Annotated in this window: 15 protein-coding genes; 13 read left to right on the forward strand and 2 right to left on the reverse strand. The window is 66.7% G+C overall.

Annotated features, from left to right (window positions below):
* Window positions 1-111 precede the first annotated feature (111 nt).
* The gene (locus tag G6N34_RS19580; protein ID WP_085149856.1) at window positions 112-1,296 is read left to right on the forward strand and encodes a cytochrome P450; all 1,185 of its coding nucleotides are present in this window, start codon (window positions 112-114) and stop codon (window positions 1,294-1,296) included.
* Between the two features lie 53 nt (window positions 1,297-1,349).
* On the forward strand, window positions 1,350-1,766 hold the full coding sequence (locus tag G6N34_RS19585; protein ID WP_085149858.1) for a VOC family protein: 417 nt from the start codon (window positions 1,350-1,352) through the stop codon (window positions 1,764-1,766).
* A 57-nt stretch (window positions 1,767-1,823) separates the two neighbouring features.
* Here G6N34_RS19585 and G6N34_RS19590 read toward each other — a convergent pair whose 3' ends face one another.
* The gene (locus tag G6N34_RS19590; protein WP_085150119.1) at window positions 1,824-3,059 is read right to left on the reverse strand and encodes a TetR/AcrR family transcriptional regulator; all 1,236 of its coding nucleotides are present in this window, start codon (window positions 3,057-3,059) and stop codon (window positions 1,824-1,826) included.
* A gap of 282 nt (window positions 3,060-3,341) precedes the next feature.
* On the opposite strand from G6N34_RS19590, the gene G6N34_RS19595 reads away from it, so the two are divergent.
* Genes G6N34_RS19595 through G6N34_RS19645 form a run of 11 tightly spaced genes read left to right on the forward strand, consistent with a single transcriptional unit; the run spans window position 3,342 to window position 14,198 of the window.
* A complete protein-coding gene (locus G6N34_RS19595; RefSeq protein ID WP_085150121.1) occupies window positions 3,342-4,154 on the forward strand; it encodes an MlaE family ABC transporter permease in 813 nt (270 codons plus the stop codon).
* The gene (locus G6N34_RS19600) at window positions 4,151-5,017 is read left to right on the forward strand and encodes an MlaE family ABC transporter permease (RefSeq protein WP_085149860.1); all 867 of its coding nucleotides are present in this window, start codon (window positions 4,151-4,153) and stop codon (window positions 5,015-5,017) included. Before G6N34_RS19595 ends, G6N34_RS19600 begins: the two co-directional genes overlap by 4 nt.
* Complete coding sequence (locus G6N34_RS19605; protein WP_085149863.1) at window positions 5,017-6,495, forward strand: MCE family protein; 1,479 nt, start codon at window positions 5,017-5,019, stop codon at window positions 6,493-6,495. Before G6N34_RS19600 ends, G6N34_RS19605 begins: the two co-directional genes overlap by 1 nt.
* On the forward strand, window positions 6,492-7,538 hold the full coding sequence (locus tag G6N34_RS19610; RefSeq protein ID WP_085149865.1) for an MCE family protein: 1,047 nt from the start codon (window positions 6,492-6,494) through the stop codon (window positions 7,536-7,538). The genes G6N34_RS19605 and G6N34_RS19610 overlap by 4 nt, the downstream gene beginning before the upstream one ends.
* Window positions 7,539-8,594, forward strand: coding sequence for an MCE family protein (locus G6N34_RS19615; protein ID WP_308213230.1), 1,056 nt, complete (start codon window positions 7,539-7,541; stop codon window positions 8,592-8,594).
* Window positions 8,591-9,697, forward strand: coding sequence for an MCE family protein (locus G6N34_RS19620; protein ID WP_085150123.1), 1,107 nt, complete (start codon window positions 8,591-8,593; stop codon window positions 9,695-9,697). Before G6N34_RS19615 ends, G6N34_RS19620 begins: the two co-directional genes overlap by 4 nt.
* Window positions 9,698-9,703: 6 nt before the next feature.
* Window positions 9,704-10,762 (forward strand): MlaD family protein, encoded by a 1,059-nt coding sequence (locus G6N34_RS19625; protein WP_085149867.1) that lies wholly within the window; start codon window positions 9,704-9,706, stop codon window positions 10,760-10,762.
* The gene (locus G6N34_RS19630; RefSeq protein ID WP_085149869.1) at window positions 10,759-11,973 is read left to right on the forward strand and encodes an MlaD family protein; all 1,215 of its coding nucleotides are present in this window, start codon (window positions 10,759-10,761) and stop codon (window positions 11,971-11,973) included. Before G6N34_RS19625 ends, G6N34_RS19630 begins: the two co-directional genes overlap by 4 nt.
* Entirely contained in the window at window positions 11,960-12,532 is a 573-nt protein-coding gene (locus G6N34_RS19635; protein WP_085149871.1) for an Rv1363c family protein, read from the forward strand. Before G6N34_RS19630 ends, G6N34_RS19635 begins: the two co-directional genes overlap by 14 nt.
* Before the next feature lie 21 nt (window positions 12,533-12,553).
* Window positions 12,554-13,459 (forward strand): oxygenase MpaB family protein, encoded by a 906-nt coding sequence (locus G6N34_RS19640; protein WP_085149873.1) that lies wholly within the window; start codon window positions 12,554-12,556, stop codon window positions 13,457-13,459.
* Window positions 13,460-13,463: 4 nt separating this feature from the next.
* Window positions 13,464-14,198: an oxygenase MpaB family protein gene (locus G6N34_RS19645; RefSeq protein WP_234812766.1), complete on the forward strand. Its 735-nt coding sequence runs from the start codon at window positions 13,464-13,466 to the stop codon at window positions 14,196-14,198.
* Between the two features lie 19 nt (window positions 14,199-14,217).
* Here the strand turns inward: G6N34_RS19645 and G6N34_RS19650 are convergent, their stop codons facing one another.
* Window positions 14,218-14,904 (reverse strand): demethylmenaquinone methyltransferase, encoded by a 687-nt coding sequence (locus tag G6N34_RS19650; RefSeq protein ID WP_085149875.1) that lies wholly within the window; start codon window positions 14,902-14,904, stop codon window positions 14,218-14,220.
* Window positions 14,905-14,978: the final 74 nt, after the last annotated feature.

Below are 14,978 nucleotides of genomic sequence, written 5' to 3' on the forward strand. Positions count from 1 at the left end.
CTTTCATGCGTTCAGGAGATCACCTGTGCCCACTTCACGTCCCGCCGCGCCCGGTTCGACCACCGACCCGACGCGTCGCCAGCGGCAAAACCACGTTCAAGTGAGGTGCGCATGACCGCCGCGCCCACCGATGCCGCGCTGTACTACGACCCGTATAACGTCGACCTGAACATCAATCCCCACGCGGTGTTCGCTCGGATCAGGGAAGAGGCGCCGCTCTACTACAACGAGCAGCACGACTTCTATGCCCTGAGCCGCTACGCCGATGTGAACGCCGCGGTCATCGACCATGAGACGTTCATCTCCGGCCGCGGGGCCGTGCTCGAGATCATCAAGTCCGGTATGGAGATCCCGCCGGGCACCCTGATTTTCGAGGACCCACCGATCCACAACATCCATCGCAATCTGCTGTCGCGGATGTTCACACCCCGCAAGGTGCTCGCGCTCGAACCCCAGATCCGCGAGTTCACGGCGCGCTGCCTCGATCCACTCGTCGGATCGGATCGCTTCGACTTCGTCAACGACCTCGGCGAGCAGATGCCGATGCGCGTCATCGGCATGCTGCTCGGCATTCCCGAAGACCGGCAACGCCAGATCACCGATCACGGTGAAGAGATCCTGCAGGGACAGAAGGTCCAAGGACTGGCCACCGGTGAGGTTTTCGCAGAGTTCATCGACTGGCGTACCGAACACCCGTCTGACGACATCATGACTGATCTCCTCAACGCCGAGTTCGAGGATGAGACCGGCACTGTTCGTAAACTGCGCCGCGACGAACTCCTCCTGTACCTCACGGTCATCGCCACCGCCGGCTCGGAAACCACCACCCGACTGATCGGCTGGGCCGGCAAGACGCTGGCCGAGCACCCGGATCAGCGCCGCGATCTCGTGGAGAATCCCGCGTTGATTCCCCAGGCGATCGAAGAGATTCTCCGCTGGGAGCCTCCGGCACTGCAGATCGCCCGCTACGTCACCCGCGATGTCGAGTACTACGGCCAGACCGTACCGGAGGGTTCGGCGATGCTCATGCTCGTCGGCGCCGCCAACCGGGATCACCGCCGGTTCGCCCCCAACGGGGACGTCTTCGACATCCACCGAGAACAGCACTCCCACATGACTTTCGGTGCCGGCACACATTTCTGCATGGGTAATGCACTGGCCCGACTCGAGGGCCGCATCGCACTCGAGGAGATCCTCAAACGTTTCCCCGAATGGGAGGTCGACTGGCCCAACGCCGTGGCCTCGGAGACCGCCGCGGTACGCGGATGGGCCGCCATGCCCACCCTGCTGCCCTGACCGGAGAACATCGGCAACTGGTGGGACCCTCCCACGCACATCGGAGGCACCGAATGCACCGAATTCTGCTCAGTACGTTCATCATCGACGCCCCCTCGGACGTCCACGAGGAGACGGCTCGATTCTGGGCGGGCGCCCTCGATGCCGAGGTGGTGCAGCCCCGAGGTGGCCGCGACTACCGCATCCTCGAAGGCGCCTCCGACGATCTCCGCATCGTGGTTCAGAACGTGCATTCCGACCGCCCCGGGGTGCACTTCGACATCCACACCGATGACCTCGCTGCCGAGATCGAACGCCTCGTGGGACTCGGCGCGAAAATGGTCGATGATTCGTTCGCCACACATCCCGGACAATGGGTCATCATGTCCGATCCGTCAGGCAAGCAGTTCTGCGTGGTCTACGCCCTCAACCCTTTGCGTCCGCAGGCAGACCGCGACGCATTCGAAAGAAAAGCCAAGCAGGTCAGCTGATCTGTTCACCGGCACGGTCGGCAGAGGACGTGCCACTTTCGTTCGCCCACGACCCTGTCATGCCGACAAGTCCACCGCTATGCCGTCGTCGTCAGGGATGTCGATCGACGTGTCGCTCTGTCCGATCAGGGTTGTCGTGACAAGCGACCGCACGCGCGCCCGGGTGTCGTCGGAGTCCTGGTGCCCGACCAACCGCCCGAGGTCGACGACGAGCGCGAACGCCGCGTGCACCACGCATCGCGCCTCGGCCACGTCGTACTCGGGTTGGACCGCGGCGACCAGGGTCGCCCACGCCTCGACGGTCGCACGTTGAATGTTGCGCAGCACGCGCTTCTCCGAGGCGGGCAGGTTGGTGCGTTCGGTGTGGTAGACCTGCGCCAGTTCGGGATTCTCGAACGATCTGGCGATGTAGGCGTCCACCAGCAGGGACAACGCACGTACCGGATCAGGCTCTGCGGCAAGGATTCTCGACACGTCTGCCGAAACTCGGTCGGCGACGCGACGGAAGGCCGCGGCCAGGATGTCGGACTTGCCGGTGAAGTACCGATAGATGCCCGAGGCCGTCATGCCGACCGCCCCCGCGATGTCCTCCATGCTGGTCTGGTGATAGCCGCGGTCATGGAACAGATGCAGTGACTGCTGCAGCACCGCCTCGTACTTGCCCGCGGCCACCGGCCCGCGCTCGTGGGCCCGCGCATGCGAATTCTCCGGCGGCAGAGGCACGTCGAGCAGGTCGGCGGTACGACTGGTCAACAGGGCGCGGATCTGGCCGGCACCAAGTTGGGTGTGGTGGTCCGAGATCGACCCGATGACACTGAGCGCGGCCGAGGACAGGGTCCACCGATCGCGGCCCGAAAGGTCCGGCCGCAGTTGGCGAAGCGGCACCTGCAGGCGCCGGTTTACGAGCTTCAACTGGTCCACCAGTTCGACCTGATCGTCGTCGTTGAGATAGCGCGCCTGACGGCGATACAACCCACCGGTGCCACGGTTGGCGAGCGTCGCCTCGATCAACGCGGCCAGGATCTGGTCGCGCAGGTCGACCGGATCAACGTCCTCGGCGTCGTCGACAAACGCGGTGCAGTCACTCAGGTGGCCCCCGAGCGCCATCACGGCGTCCCGGAACAGGTGGTACTTGCTGGGCGAATGGCGGTACAGTGCCGCCGCCGAGATGCCGACTCGCCCCGCGATGTCCTCCATGCTCACGGCGTGGAAGCCGGACTCGCCAAAGGCGTCCGCCGCGGCCCGCGCGATCTGGGCTTTGCGGTCGCGAGGACGCCTGCGCACCGAGGACATGGCCGCCACCGTAACCTACGTAGCCCCCACATACGAAGCGGAATTTGGTACAACATCCGGTGACGGGGACAAAGGCGCGATTCCTCCCAAGAATGCGCCTGAACAGGGAACCAAGGCGCTCATTCCCTCGCCAAGGGGCCGTGACAGCCACGTAACCGGTGGATGAATTGTCATTAACTTATGGCTTGCGCGGGCCCTCGTTGCTGTGACATGCTCCACACGACCGGGGGGTCGGAGCGGCTGCACCCACGGGCGCAGTGGAGCTTTTTCGGGAAGGACGTCATGACGTACGAGCTGCCGGCATCGAAGGGGCCGGTCCGTGACCTCATGGTCCAGGGCGGCTACGTGCTCGGGTTCTCCGTGCAGGCGCTGGCCAGTGTCGTCGTCGCGATCGCCCGCCGCCGTCTGGCGCTCGAAGAGCTTGTGGCACAGACCCTGTTCATCGGCCGCGTCTGCACCGGACCCGCACTGCTGCTGATGATGCCGATCGGGGTCTTCATCGCGGTCTCGGTCGGCGAACTGGCGGGCCGGATCGGGGCCGGCGGATACTCCGGTGCCGTCGTCGCGTTCATCGTCGTGGGCCAGGCCGCGGCGCTGGTCTGCGCGCTGATGATGGCGGGCGTGGCCGGTTCGGCGATCTGCACCGACCTCGGTTCCCGCAAGATCCGCGAAGAGGTCGACGCCATGGAGGTGATGGGCCTCGACGTGATCGAGCGCCTGGTGGCCCCGCGTCTGATCGCCGCTGTCATCGTGTCGATCGCGCTGTGTTCGATGGTCACCTTCGGCGGCGTGTTGGCGTGCTACCTGTACCACATCGGCGTCCAACACCTGCCTGCCGGAACGTTTCTCGCGACCTTCAGCCAGTACGGCCGGGTCTCCGACTTCGGCATGGCGCTGGTCAAGGCCGCGGTCTTCGGCCTCACCGCGACACTGGTCGCGACCTTCAAGGGCCTGCATGCCAAGGGCGGTCCCCGCGGGGTCGCCGACTCCGTGAATGAGGCCGTGGTGCTCGCGTTCGCGCTGGTGTTCATCCTCAACACGATCCTGTCCGCGCTGTACACCGTGGTGGTGCCTGCGGTGGGGAGCTACCGATGACCGCTCTGGCGTATGTGAAGAACACGGCCGCGGTGCACCGGGTCACCAAACCCGCGAGCGCGGGATACGAGGCGCTCGCGACTGTCGGCCAGCACGTCAGCTTCTACTTCAAGGTGCTCGTCACGTTGCCGTATGCGTTGGTGCGGTACCGCAAACACACCCTGGGCCAGGTCGGCGAGGTCACCTTCGGCACCAGTTCACTGCTGTCCGGTGGTGGCACCATCGGCATCGTCTTCGCGATGTCGCTCGCGGCGGCCATGATGCTGGGCGTCGAAACCCAACGCGGCCTTGACCTCGTCGGCATGAACACGATGGCCGGCATGCTGGCCGCGATCGCCAACACCCGCGAACTGGCTCCCGTCGTGGTCGCGATCGCCCTGGCCGCCAAGGTCGGAACGGGCTTTACGGCGCAGATCGGCGCCATGCGCATCTCCGACGAGATCGATGCGCTGGACGCGATGGCCCTGCGATCGGTGCCGTTCCTCGTGGGCACCCGCGTGATCGCGGCCGTCATCTGCGTCATCCCCATCTACATGATCGGCCTGCTCGCCAGCTATCTGTCCACGCGCACGGTCGTGGTGTTCTTCAACGGTGCCTCCCCCGGCACCTACGACTACTTCTTCCATCTGGCACTGAGCCCGCAGGACCTGCTGTACTCCGGCATCAAGGCCATCGTGTTCGCGATTGTGGTGGCCCTGGTGCACTGCACCTACGGCTATTTCGCGTCCGGCGGTCCCGAGGGCGTCGGCCAGGCCGCCGGTCGCGCGCTGCGCACCGCCATCCTGGCGATCGGGGTGCTCGACGTCCTGCTCACGTTCGCACTGTGGGGCCTGGTCCCCGAGATCCCCGGGATGGGTGTGTGATGGCCGGGCGCAGAGCGTTTCTCCCCAGCCGGCCCTGGCTCGCGGTGCGCGGCGTGCTGGCGGTCGCGGTCGCCGGATGCGTTGCGGCACTTCTGGTCGGCCGCGCCACCGGCAATCTGGACCCCACCGAGGACGTGTACGTCGGCGTCCCCGTCTCGGCGGGCCTGATCACCACCTCGGCTCCCGTGCGCTACCGCGGCGTCAATGTCGGCCGGATCGCCGAGATCGAGTCCGGCACCCAGACCTCGCGGGTGCGGTTGACCATCGACCGCGAATCGATGCCGCTGATCCCGGATTCGGTGGTGGCCCGCATCGTGCCCCGCACATTCTTCGGCGACATCTACCTGCAGTTGGCCGACGGACCGCACGGTGTCAGCGGCCAACCGCTGGCCCCCGATGCCACCATCGCGATCGACGACAGCGCCGACGCCCTGGCGCTCTACGACGTGTTCAAGAAGATCGTCGACGTCTTCTCGACCATCAAACCCGAGAAGATGCAGTCCGCGTTGACGGCCGTGAGTCAGGCGCTGCGCAACCGCGGCGGTCAGATCGGCTCCACGATCGACAACCTCAGCGCCGTCTCCGCGACGCTGACCCCGACGATGACCCAGTTCCTGGACGCCACACCGCAGTTCCGCGAAGTGATGTCGTCACTGCACACCGCGACCCCCGACATCCTGACCACCCTGTCGGCCGCCACCGAGGTCTCCAACCGGATGGTCGACGACAGCGCGGGGTTCGGTACCGCACTCTCGAGCATGTCCGACCTCGCTGCGGTGCTCACACCGTTCGTCGCCGACCACCATGAGTCGCTGATCCGGATCGTCGACTCCGCGGGCCGGATCATGGCGACGACGGCGGGTTCCCCCGGAGCACTGGCCGAAACCCTGTCCGGGGTCAAGACCTTCGGCGACGCCGGGTCGCGTGCGTTCGGCACCGGCAAGTTCAACATCACCGCGGTCGCGACGTTCGCCGGGCCCATGCCCTACTCAGCCGCCGACTGCCCGGTCTACGGCACCACCTACGGTGCGCACTGCGCCGACTCCGACCCGTTCAACCCGGTTCCGACGAGCCCGCTGCACATCCCGGTGCCCGAGGACTTCGACATGAAGTCCCAAGCGCCCGTGGCATTCCTGCCCGAGGGCCAGCGTCGCGGCGGCGTGCCGCCCCCGCCCCCAGCGGCGCCCCCGGTCCCGCCGCCTGCTGAGGCTCCGCCCGCCGGCGCCCCGCCGGTCGAGGCGCCCGTCGCTCCCCTGCCTGGCCCCGCCCCCGGTCCCGGCGCTGGGTTCCCGGCCGAGGCCGCGCCGGCATCGGTGATCGTCGGCGGCGACCGCGAGGCACACGCGCTGTCGGTGCTGGAAAGCGAAGTCCTCAACCACCGCGATACGAGCGGCCACACGCCGCCGGGCACGCCCAATATCGCGACCGTGGTCATGCTCGGTCCGCTGGTCCGGGGTACGGAGGTGCGGGTCGGATGACGATTCGTTGGCAGGCCTGGACCAAGGTCGGCGCGTTCTGCGCGGCCGGTGCCGCGAGCGCGGTGCTCGTGGTCAACACGCTGTCGGTTCCCGTGCGCGGCAGCACCTACACCTACACCGCGCAGTTCAGCAGCGTCGAGGGTCTCAGCGTCGGAAACCCGGTCACCATGAACGGCATTCGCATCGGCCGGGTCGACTCGATCCGGTTCGCGAACAACGGTCAGGGCACAGCGCGCGCCGACGTCGAACTCGAGGTCAAATCGCAGTACACGCTGACCTCCGACGTCACCGCGGCGGTCCGCTACGGCGACATGCTGGGCGCGCGTTACATCGCGCTGGCGAATCCGGGCGGCTCGATCATGTCGGTCTCCACCGATGAGGCGCCCACCCTGCTGGCCGACGGCGGCGTGATCCCGTTGGCCCAGACCACCCCGGCGGTGGATCTGACGGCGCTGCTCAACGGGTTCAAGCCATTGTTCGACGCGCTCGAACCCGCGCAGGTGAACACCCTGACCCGCGGCTTCGTCGAGACGTTCAGCGGCCAGGCGCAGACCGTGACGGCGCTGCTGACGCAGATCGCCACCATGACCTCGTCGATGGAGCACAACGAGCAGATCTTCACGACGCTCATCTCCAACGTCTCGTCGCTCATGCAGTCGGTGAACGTGCGCCAACCCCAACTCGAGGAGATGCTCGGCGGCCTGCAGCGGTTGACCGACACAGTGACCGGCCCCGACGGACAGTTGGAACTGCTGCTCGACCAGAGCAACTCGGTGCTCGCGACGCTGGCCGCCACCGTGACCCAGTCGGGCGCCGCCTACGGCGAGGCCATCACGGATCTGAAGTCGATGCTGGGCGTCTGGGAGACCACCACGCCGGAGTTCGAGGGCCTGCTGGGCAGGCTGCCGGGATTCGCGGACGCCATCAACCGGGCCAGCAGCTACGGCGGGTTCATGAGCCTGTACCTGTGCAACTTCACGATCAAGATCGCCCGGCATGAGGCCAACATCTTCGGAAGCCGACACACCGAGGGGTGCCTCTAGATGATGTTCCTGGTCAAGCTCATCGACCTGTTCGTCGGCGCGGTCATGTTCCTTCTCAAGAAGGACCGTGGCCACAACCCCACGGTCCCCTACGCGTTGGGCGCACTGGGCAGCATCGGCCTCGTGGTGCTCATGCTCATCACGATCGGTCTGCCCCGACTCACCTACCAGATGCGCACCGACGCCTTCACTGCCGAGATGGCCAACGCCAGCGGGCTGACGACGGGTGACCCCGTCTACGTCGCCGGTGTGCCCGCCGGTCGCGTCGAGAACGTCGAACTGGCCGGTGACCACGTCCGCGTCGGGTTCCGCCTGGACGACGGTCAGCCCCTGGGCAACCAGACCACCGCGACCGTCCGGTTGCGCACCGTGCTGGGCAAGCGGTTCCTCGACGTGATGCCGGCCGGCACCGTCAATCCCGAAGACGGCAACGTGATTCCGCTGGCGCGCACCACGGTGCCGTACAGCCTGGACGAGGTCGGCCGCAAGGCCGAGGACGCCGCGGTGGGTGTCGACCAGGCCATGCTCACCGAGGCCATGCGCACGGTCAACGACTCGATTCCAGCCGACAACACCGACCTGAGTGCGGCGCTGGCCGGAATCAGCAGCGCCAGTGCGGTCTTCGCGCGCAACGGCGACAAGTTCGACGAGCTGCTGCGCATCTCGCGGTCGCTGTCGGATCTGATGGTCAAGCAGAACGACGCGGTGACCGGTACCGCCGCCAGCGCGGCCCGCATCATCTCGGCGCTCACCGCCCGCCGCGACGCACTGGGGCAGATCGTCACGAATCTGCGTGCCGTGGTGCGGGAACTGGCGGCGGTGTACTCCGCCAAACAGCAGGACTTCAGCGAGGTGATCGGTCAGTTGCAGCGTGTGACAGCCACTTTGAAGGCCGGAGCAGACCGCATCGACGCGACGCTGCAGAACATGCCGCCGGCCCTGCGGGCCGTCACCAACTCCACCGGCAACGGCAACTGGGCCGACGTCAACTCGCCGTCGGTGATCATGCCGGACAACCTGCTGTGTGCCCTCAACGTGCAGAGGACGTGCCGATGACCAGGCGGGCCGCAGTCTTCGCGGCGGTGCTGATCGCGTTCATCGGCGGCGCCGGGTGGTATGTGTTCGCGCGCACCGACAACGCCCGCACGCTGCACGCCGACTTCACCTACATCAACGGCATCTACGCCGGAAGCAAGGTCACGGTGCTCGGCGTGCCGATCGGACGCGTCACCGCGGTGACACCGCAGGGCACCACGGTGCGGGTGTCGATGTCGCTGCCCTCCGACGTCTCGCTGCCCGAGGACGTCAACGCCTACATCATGAGCCCGGCCCTGATCAGCGACCGCAGCGTCGACCTCGGACCGGCCTACACCGGCACAGGCCCGGCCCTTGTTGAGGGCCAGGTGATCCCGGTCGAGCGCTCGCATGCACCGATCACGTTCGACTCCATGCTGGGCAGCCTGAGCACGCTGACCGAATCGCTGGGCCCCGACCAGGGTGACCTCGGCCAACTGCTGTCCCGGGGCGCCGACCAGTGGCGCGGTCAGGGCAAGCAGTTCAACGCCGCGGTGCGCAACCTCAGTTCGGCGACCGGCGTCCTCGGTGCCCGCGCCGAGGACATCGATGCCGTCGTCGGCAACCTGAACACCATGATGACGGCCTTCAACCAGCGTCAGGTCTCCCTCAACGACCTGGTGAACTCCCTTGGCGCGCTCGGTGACTCGTGGGCCGACCAGGACCTGGACATCACCGGCACCATGACCGACCTGCGCACCGTGCTCGACTCGGTCAGCGCCGTGGTCAACGAGCACAGCGAAGACCTCGGCGCGGTCGCCGAGAACCTCAACGCCGTCGGCGACATCCTCACCCACAGGCAACCCGAACTCGCCGAGTTCATGGACCTGGTGCCGCTGATGATGCAGAACCTGTCGAACACCATCGGCCCCGATCGCCGCGGCCGCATCCGTCTCAACGTGTCCTCGGTGCTGACGCAGTTCGCCGACGCACACAACTTCTGCGAGCGCACCCAGTGGCCGATCTGCTCGGGAATCGGCCTGGTCAACCCCATCGAGTTCCCGATCAGTCGCTCCGATCCACTGGGCATCGTCAGCGCCGTCACCGGCGTGATCCCGCCCCCGAACCCGAACCATCCGAGGTGAGCGCCCATGCGTAAACCATCGTCGACCGCGGTCGCGTTGACGGCCATCGGCGCGCTGAGCGCGACCGCGTTGTGGGCCGCCTCCGACCTCGGCATCCAGGATCTTCCATTGGGCCGCAGCACCGCCGGAGAGAGCATGACGGTGACCGTGGTGCTGCCCACGGCGGACGGCATCGCGATCGGCGCCGACGTGCGTGACGGGCAGAAGGTCGTCGGCCGGGTCAGCTCACTGCATCTCGCGACCTCGGGCGCGTCGGTCCAACTCAGCGTGCGCGCCGACAGCAATCTGCCGAGCAACACCATCGCGAGCGTGGAACTGCCCTCGGCGCTGGGCAATCCGTTCGTCCGACTGTCCGCACCGGCCCAACCGACCGCCGCGATCCTGCGTGACGGCGACGTCATCCCGCCCAGCCAGACCGAACTGGGTCCGCAGATCGAGACCGCGCTGGCGACGTTCGGGGCGTTGATGTCGCGCAGTGGTGTCGACCAGTTGACCACGATCGTCGCCGAACTCGACAAGGCGTTCGGCGGGCGTTCGGAGAAGATCCGCGGCCTGATCGACGCGATGTCGGTGCTGGCCGCCAAGACTCAGGAGCACCAGGGCGAATTCGACCAGGCCCTGACCCTGGCCGCCGACATCAGCACGCAGTTCGAACGCGAACAGCACACTGTCGACCGCTATCTCGACGCGCTTCCCCGGGTGGTGGCGATGCTCGACATCCAGCGCGCCAAGATCGCCACGCTGTTCGCCTCGACCACCGCGCTCGCGTCGACCGCCAACGCGGTCTTCGCCCAGGCCGACACCGCGGCGTTGGTGCAGGACGCGGGCGCCGTGGTCAAGGAGTTGGGCAGCTACAACGACCGCCTCAACGACACGCTCGCCACCATGAACAACTTCCTCGACAAGTTCGGTTCGTCGGTCAAGGGCGACTACCTGATGTTCGACGGGGCCCTGGACATTCCGGGCACCATCGACAAACTGCTCACGGGCGGCCTGATCGTCAACGGCACCCCGATCACCGGCCAGGAGGCACTGGACGGATTCCTCTCGGGGGGCCTGCATTGAGAAGACTCGTCGTCGTCCAGGTCGCCATCTTCGCGGTGATCGCCGCGATCGTGGTGCCCTTCGGCATCCGATTCGTCGCGGGCTCACAGGGTTTCCGCACTCCCCTGCTGCTGAACGCCACGATGACCGACGCGTTCGGGCTCACCGCGGGCACCAGTGTGACCGTGCGCGGCGTCGAGGTCGGCACCGTCGACGACGTCCGACTGGGTCCCGACGGCACCGCCCGGATTCGGCTGGCCGTCGACCCGGACACCCGCATCCCGCGGGACGCCATCATGACCGTCGGCATGGGCACCGCGGCCGGCATCCAGAGCGTCGACCTGCTGCCGCAGTCCAATGACGGGCCGTACCTGGCGTCCGGCGACACCGTCGCCGCCCCCGCCGATCGGCAGCCCGTCCAGATGGATCAGGTCATGGCCGAGGCGGGTCGTCTGGCCAAGAAGATCGACGCCAAGGCCGTCGGCGACGTCTCGACCGAACTGTCCGACTCGTTCAGCGGTTTGGGCCCGAGCCTGGCCGCGCTGATCGACAACGGTGCGGACATCTCGCAGCGAATCCATGCTCGTTTCGGAGAACTCGAACCGCTGATCGCCGGCACCGTCAACCTGGTGACCACGATGGCCGGTCAGGGCAACAGCTTTGTGCGCGGCATGAACGCCAGTGCCCGGTTCACGACACAACTCGACGACAGCGGACCGGTGTTCCTCTACCTGACCGACCACGCGCCCGAGACGCTGACGTCGGTGCAGAAGGTCATGGACACCTACCGCGACACGTTCGGCGCCACGCTGGCCAACCTCGCGACCGTCGCGCCGATCATCGGTGACCGCACCGAGTCGCTGCAGACCGGCCTGCAGGCGATCCCACAGGGGCTCTATGACCTGTCGTCGATCGTGAAGAAGGACCGCGCGGACTTCGCGCTGATCGCCACGCAGGGTCCGGTGTGTGTGCACGACGTCGACCGGCGCGCGATCGGCGACCTCAGCCCGGTGCAGCCCAACCTGGTGCGGTACTGTCCGCCGTCGCCGGACATGCAGATGCGCGGCGCGGTCAACGCCCCGCGGCCCAACGACCTGGGCATGCAGAATTCCCAGATCCCCGGCGGCGTGATCGGCCCACCCGTGGCCCGCGACCCGATGAAGATCCCGACGCTGGCCGAGCTCGTCTACAAGTGGCGAATGATGTTGAGAGGTAACGATGTCCCGCGATGAGGTAGACACCCTGGACGAAACGGTCGACGTGGATGCCACCGATTCGGCCGAGACCGGGGCCGCCGACGAGGGCTCGCGACCCGCACGCGCCTGGCCGCGCCGCGTGCTCGCCGGTACGATCGTGGCCGCGTTCGTCGCCCTGGCCGGCGCACTGGGCTACACGCTGTATCAGCAGAGCGAACTGCAGCGCCTGCAGAGCGAGGCCACCGCGACCACACGCGACTACCTCACCGCGATGGCGTCGTTCGACTATCAGAACCTGGCCGCCAACAAGGGCACCATCACACAGCGTTCCACACCCGAGTTCGCCAAGAAGTACGACGAGATGGTGGCGGCCCTGCGCGACATCGTCGTCACCAGCAAGGGCGTGGCGGCCGCGACCGCCGAACACGTCGCGGTCGAGCAGTTCGACGGCGAGCGCGCCACCGTGGTCGGGTTCGTTGATCAACAGGTCACGAATGTGACTGCCCCGCAGGGGAACAAGCAGCGCTACCGAATGGTGGTGTCGCTGGTCCGCGATGGCGACCGGTGGCTCGTCGACGACGTCAAGACCCTCTGATCCACCTCGAAAGGACACGCGATGCCAGCTCAGTACGCCACCGCCGATGCAGCGCCCCGACTGACCTGCGAGCAGACGCGGATCCAGATCACCCAGCGCACCCCGCGCTGGGAACGCAAGAAGGAACTCGACCTCACCGACGCGCTCGACTTCTGGTCCGCGGCAGGCTCGGCGGCCAACGTCGCGATGCAGATGAGCTGGCCCGAGGTCGGCTACGGCGTCGCGGAGAGCCGCGTGGAGTCGGGGTCACTGATGCACCACCCGTGGAAGCGCCTGCGCACGACGGCCCAGTACCTGGCGGTCGCGATCCTGGGCACTCAGGAGGAGCGCGACGCCTACCGCGAGGCGGTCAATGTCGCCCATCGGCAGGTGCGCTCCACCGAGGACAGCCCGGTGAAGTACAACGCGTTCAACCGTGAGCTCCAATTGTGGGTTGCGGCCTGCCTGTTCATCTTCTACGAGGACACCCACCAGCTTCTGCACGGCGCGATGACCGAGGAGCAGGCCGAGACCTTCTACCAGAGCGCCATCACGATCGGCACCACGCTGCAGGTGCTCGAAGACCAATGGCCGGCCACCCGCAAGGATTTCGACGCTTACTGGAACACCGCGTGCGAACGCATCGAGATGGACGACTTCGTCCGCAACTACATCCTGCACCTGCTCGACCTGAAGATGATCAACGTGATCCCGCGCCTGATCCTCGCGCCGCTGTTGAAGTTCCTCACCAACGGCTTTCTGGCACCGGTGTTCCGCGAGCAGATGGGCCTGGAGTGGAGCGATGAGGACCGGCGCCGGTTCGAGCATCTGTTCCTGTTCGTCTCGTTCGTCAACCGATTCATCCCGCGGTTCATCCGCACGTACAACTACACCGTGCTGATGAAGGACCTGCGTCGCCGCATCAAGCGCAACAAGAGCATCCTCTGAACGCGTGACCGGCGAACTGCTGCGGCGTCACCTCGGTGACCGCCGTTTCCTGTTGATGCTCCCGCGCGCGGTGTGCCTGCAACTGCTGCACCCGACCATCGCGCGCGGCATCCTGGAGCACGCCTTGATGCGCGAGCGAATCTGGTTGCACAAGAAGCGAACTGTGCCCGCCTTGATCCGCATCGCCTACACCGATCGGGAGATGCGGCGGTTCATCCAGTTCGCGCACGAACACGTCAAGGGCACCGACGAGCAGGGTCGGCCCTATCACGCGCTCAATCCCGACGTGTTCCACTTCCAGCACGCGACGTTCGTCGAGACGCTGGTGACGATGGTCAACACGTTCATCGGCCCTTTGGACGCCGACGAACATGAACGGTTGTACCAGGACTGCTGCGAGTGGTACCGCCGCTACGGGATCTCCGACCGCCCGATGCCGGGAAGCTGGGCCGACTTCACCGAGTGGTTCTCCCATGAGTGCAACACGGTGCTGTCGGCCGGTCCGCACTTCGAACCGTTCCGCGACCAGATCTTCGAACCGACCGACTGGTGGCCACGTGTGGTGCCACGCGGCGCGATTCGCGCCATGCAGCACCCTTGGGCCGTCGAGCTCACGGGGGTCACACCGTCTGCGTCAGATCGCCTGTCGCTGCGGATGTTCGCCGGCGTCTGCCGGGCCGGCGCGGGAGTTGCGGCGCTGCGCGCGCCAGCGGCGCTGAGGGAGCCGGTCAGTTCTTGACGAGTGAGTTCTTGACGAGTCAGTTCTTCACAGCGGCGTGCAACGCCACGATCCCGCCAGTCAGGTTGCGCCACCGCACATTCGACCATCCGGCGTCCGCGATCTGGCGGGCCAGTGTCTGCTGGTCCGGCCACGCCCGGATCGATTCGGCAAGGTACTCATAGGATTCCGGGTCACTGGAGACCACCCGGGCCATCGCGGGCAGGGCCCGCATCAGGTACTCCTTGTAGACATAGGAGAACACCGGCACCGTCGGCGTGGAGAACTCGGACACCACCAAACGGCCACCGGGCTTGGTGACCCGCGCCATCTCCCGTAGGCCCCCGACGTGGTCGACGACATTGCGCAGCCCGAAGCTGATGGTCACGGCGTCGAACACCGCGTCGTCGAACGGCAGGTGGGTCGCGTCGCCGGCCACCTTGGGCACGGGCCGACCCGCGCCTGCGGTGAGCATGCCCACCGAGAAGTCACAGGCCACGCACCAGGCGCCCGACTTGGCCAGTTCCACAGTGGACACCGCGGTGCCCGCCGCGAGGTCGAGCACGTTGTCGCCGGGACCGATCCGCAACGCCGCACGGGTGGCCCGCCGCCAGGCGCGGTCCTGGCCGAGTGACAGCACGGTGTTGGTCAGGTCATAGCGGCGGGCGACGGCGTCGAACATCGACGCCACCTCGCGAGGGTCCTTGTCCAACGATGCGCGGCTCACTCGGTTAAAGCTACCTGTGAACTTTTCCCTGTCGGGAATGGGCGTATGCCCTCAGAGTTTGTACCCGGGTAGAA

The sequence above is a fragment of the Mycolicibacterium confluentis genome (assembly GCF_010729895.1).
GTDB classification, from domain to species: domain Bacteria; phylum Actinomycetota; class Actinomycetes; order Mycobacteriales; family Mycobacteriaceae; genus Mycobacterium; species Mycobacterium confluentis.

Excerpts from the sequence above, each read along its gene's own strand:
- G6N34_RS19580 (WP_085149856.1), top strand. The coding sequence starts at position 112 with ATGACCGCCGCGCCCACCGATGCCGCGCTGTACTACGACCCGTATAAC.
- G6N34_RS19585 (WP_085149858.1), top strand. The coding sequence starts at position 1,350 with ATGCACCGAATTCTGCTCAGTACGTTCATCATCGACGCCCCCTCGGAC.
- G6N34_RS19590 (WP_085150119.1), bottom strand. The coding sequence starts at position 3,059 with ATGTCCTCGGTGCGCAGGCGTCCTCGCGACCGCAAAGCCCAGATCGCG.
- G6N34_RS19595 (WP_085150121.1), top strand. The coding sequence starts at position 3,342 with ATGACGTACGAGCTGCCGGCATCGAAGGGGCCGGTCCGTGACCTCATG.
- G6N34_RS19600 (WP_085149860.1), top strand. The coding sequence starts at position 4,151 with ATGACCGCTCTGGCGTATGTGAAGAACACGGCCGCGGTGCACCGGGTC.
- G6N34_RS19605 (WP_085149863.1), top strand. The coding sequence starts at position 5,017 with ATGGCCGGGCGCAGAGCGTTTCTCCCCAGCCGGCCCTGGCTCGCGGTG.
- G6N34_RS19610 (WP_085149865.1), top strand. The coding sequence starts at position 6,492 with ATGACGATTCGTTGGCAGGCCTGGACCAAGGTCGGCGCGTTCTGCGCG.
- G6N34_RS19615 (WP_308213230.1), top strand. The coding sequence starts at position 7,539 with ATGATGTTCCTGGTCAAGCTCATCGACCTGTTCGTCGGCGCGGTCATG.
- G6N34_RS19620 (WP_085150123.1), top strand. The coding sequence starts at position 8,591 with ATGACCAGGCGGGCCGCAGTCTTCGCGGCGGTGCTGATCGCGTTCATC.
- G6N34_RS19625 (WP_085149867.1), top strand. The coding sequence starts at position 9,704 with ATGCGTAAACCATCGTCGACCGCGGTCGCGTTGACGGCCATCGGCGCG.
- G6N34_RS19635 (WP_085149871.1), top strand. The coding sequence starts at position 11,960 with ATGTCCCGCGATGAGGTAGACACCCTGGACGAAACGGTCGACGTGGAT.
- G6N34_RS19640 (WP_085149873.1), top strand. The coding sequence starts at position 12,554 with ATGCCAGCTCAGTACGCCACCGCCGATGCAGCGCCCCGACTGACCTGC.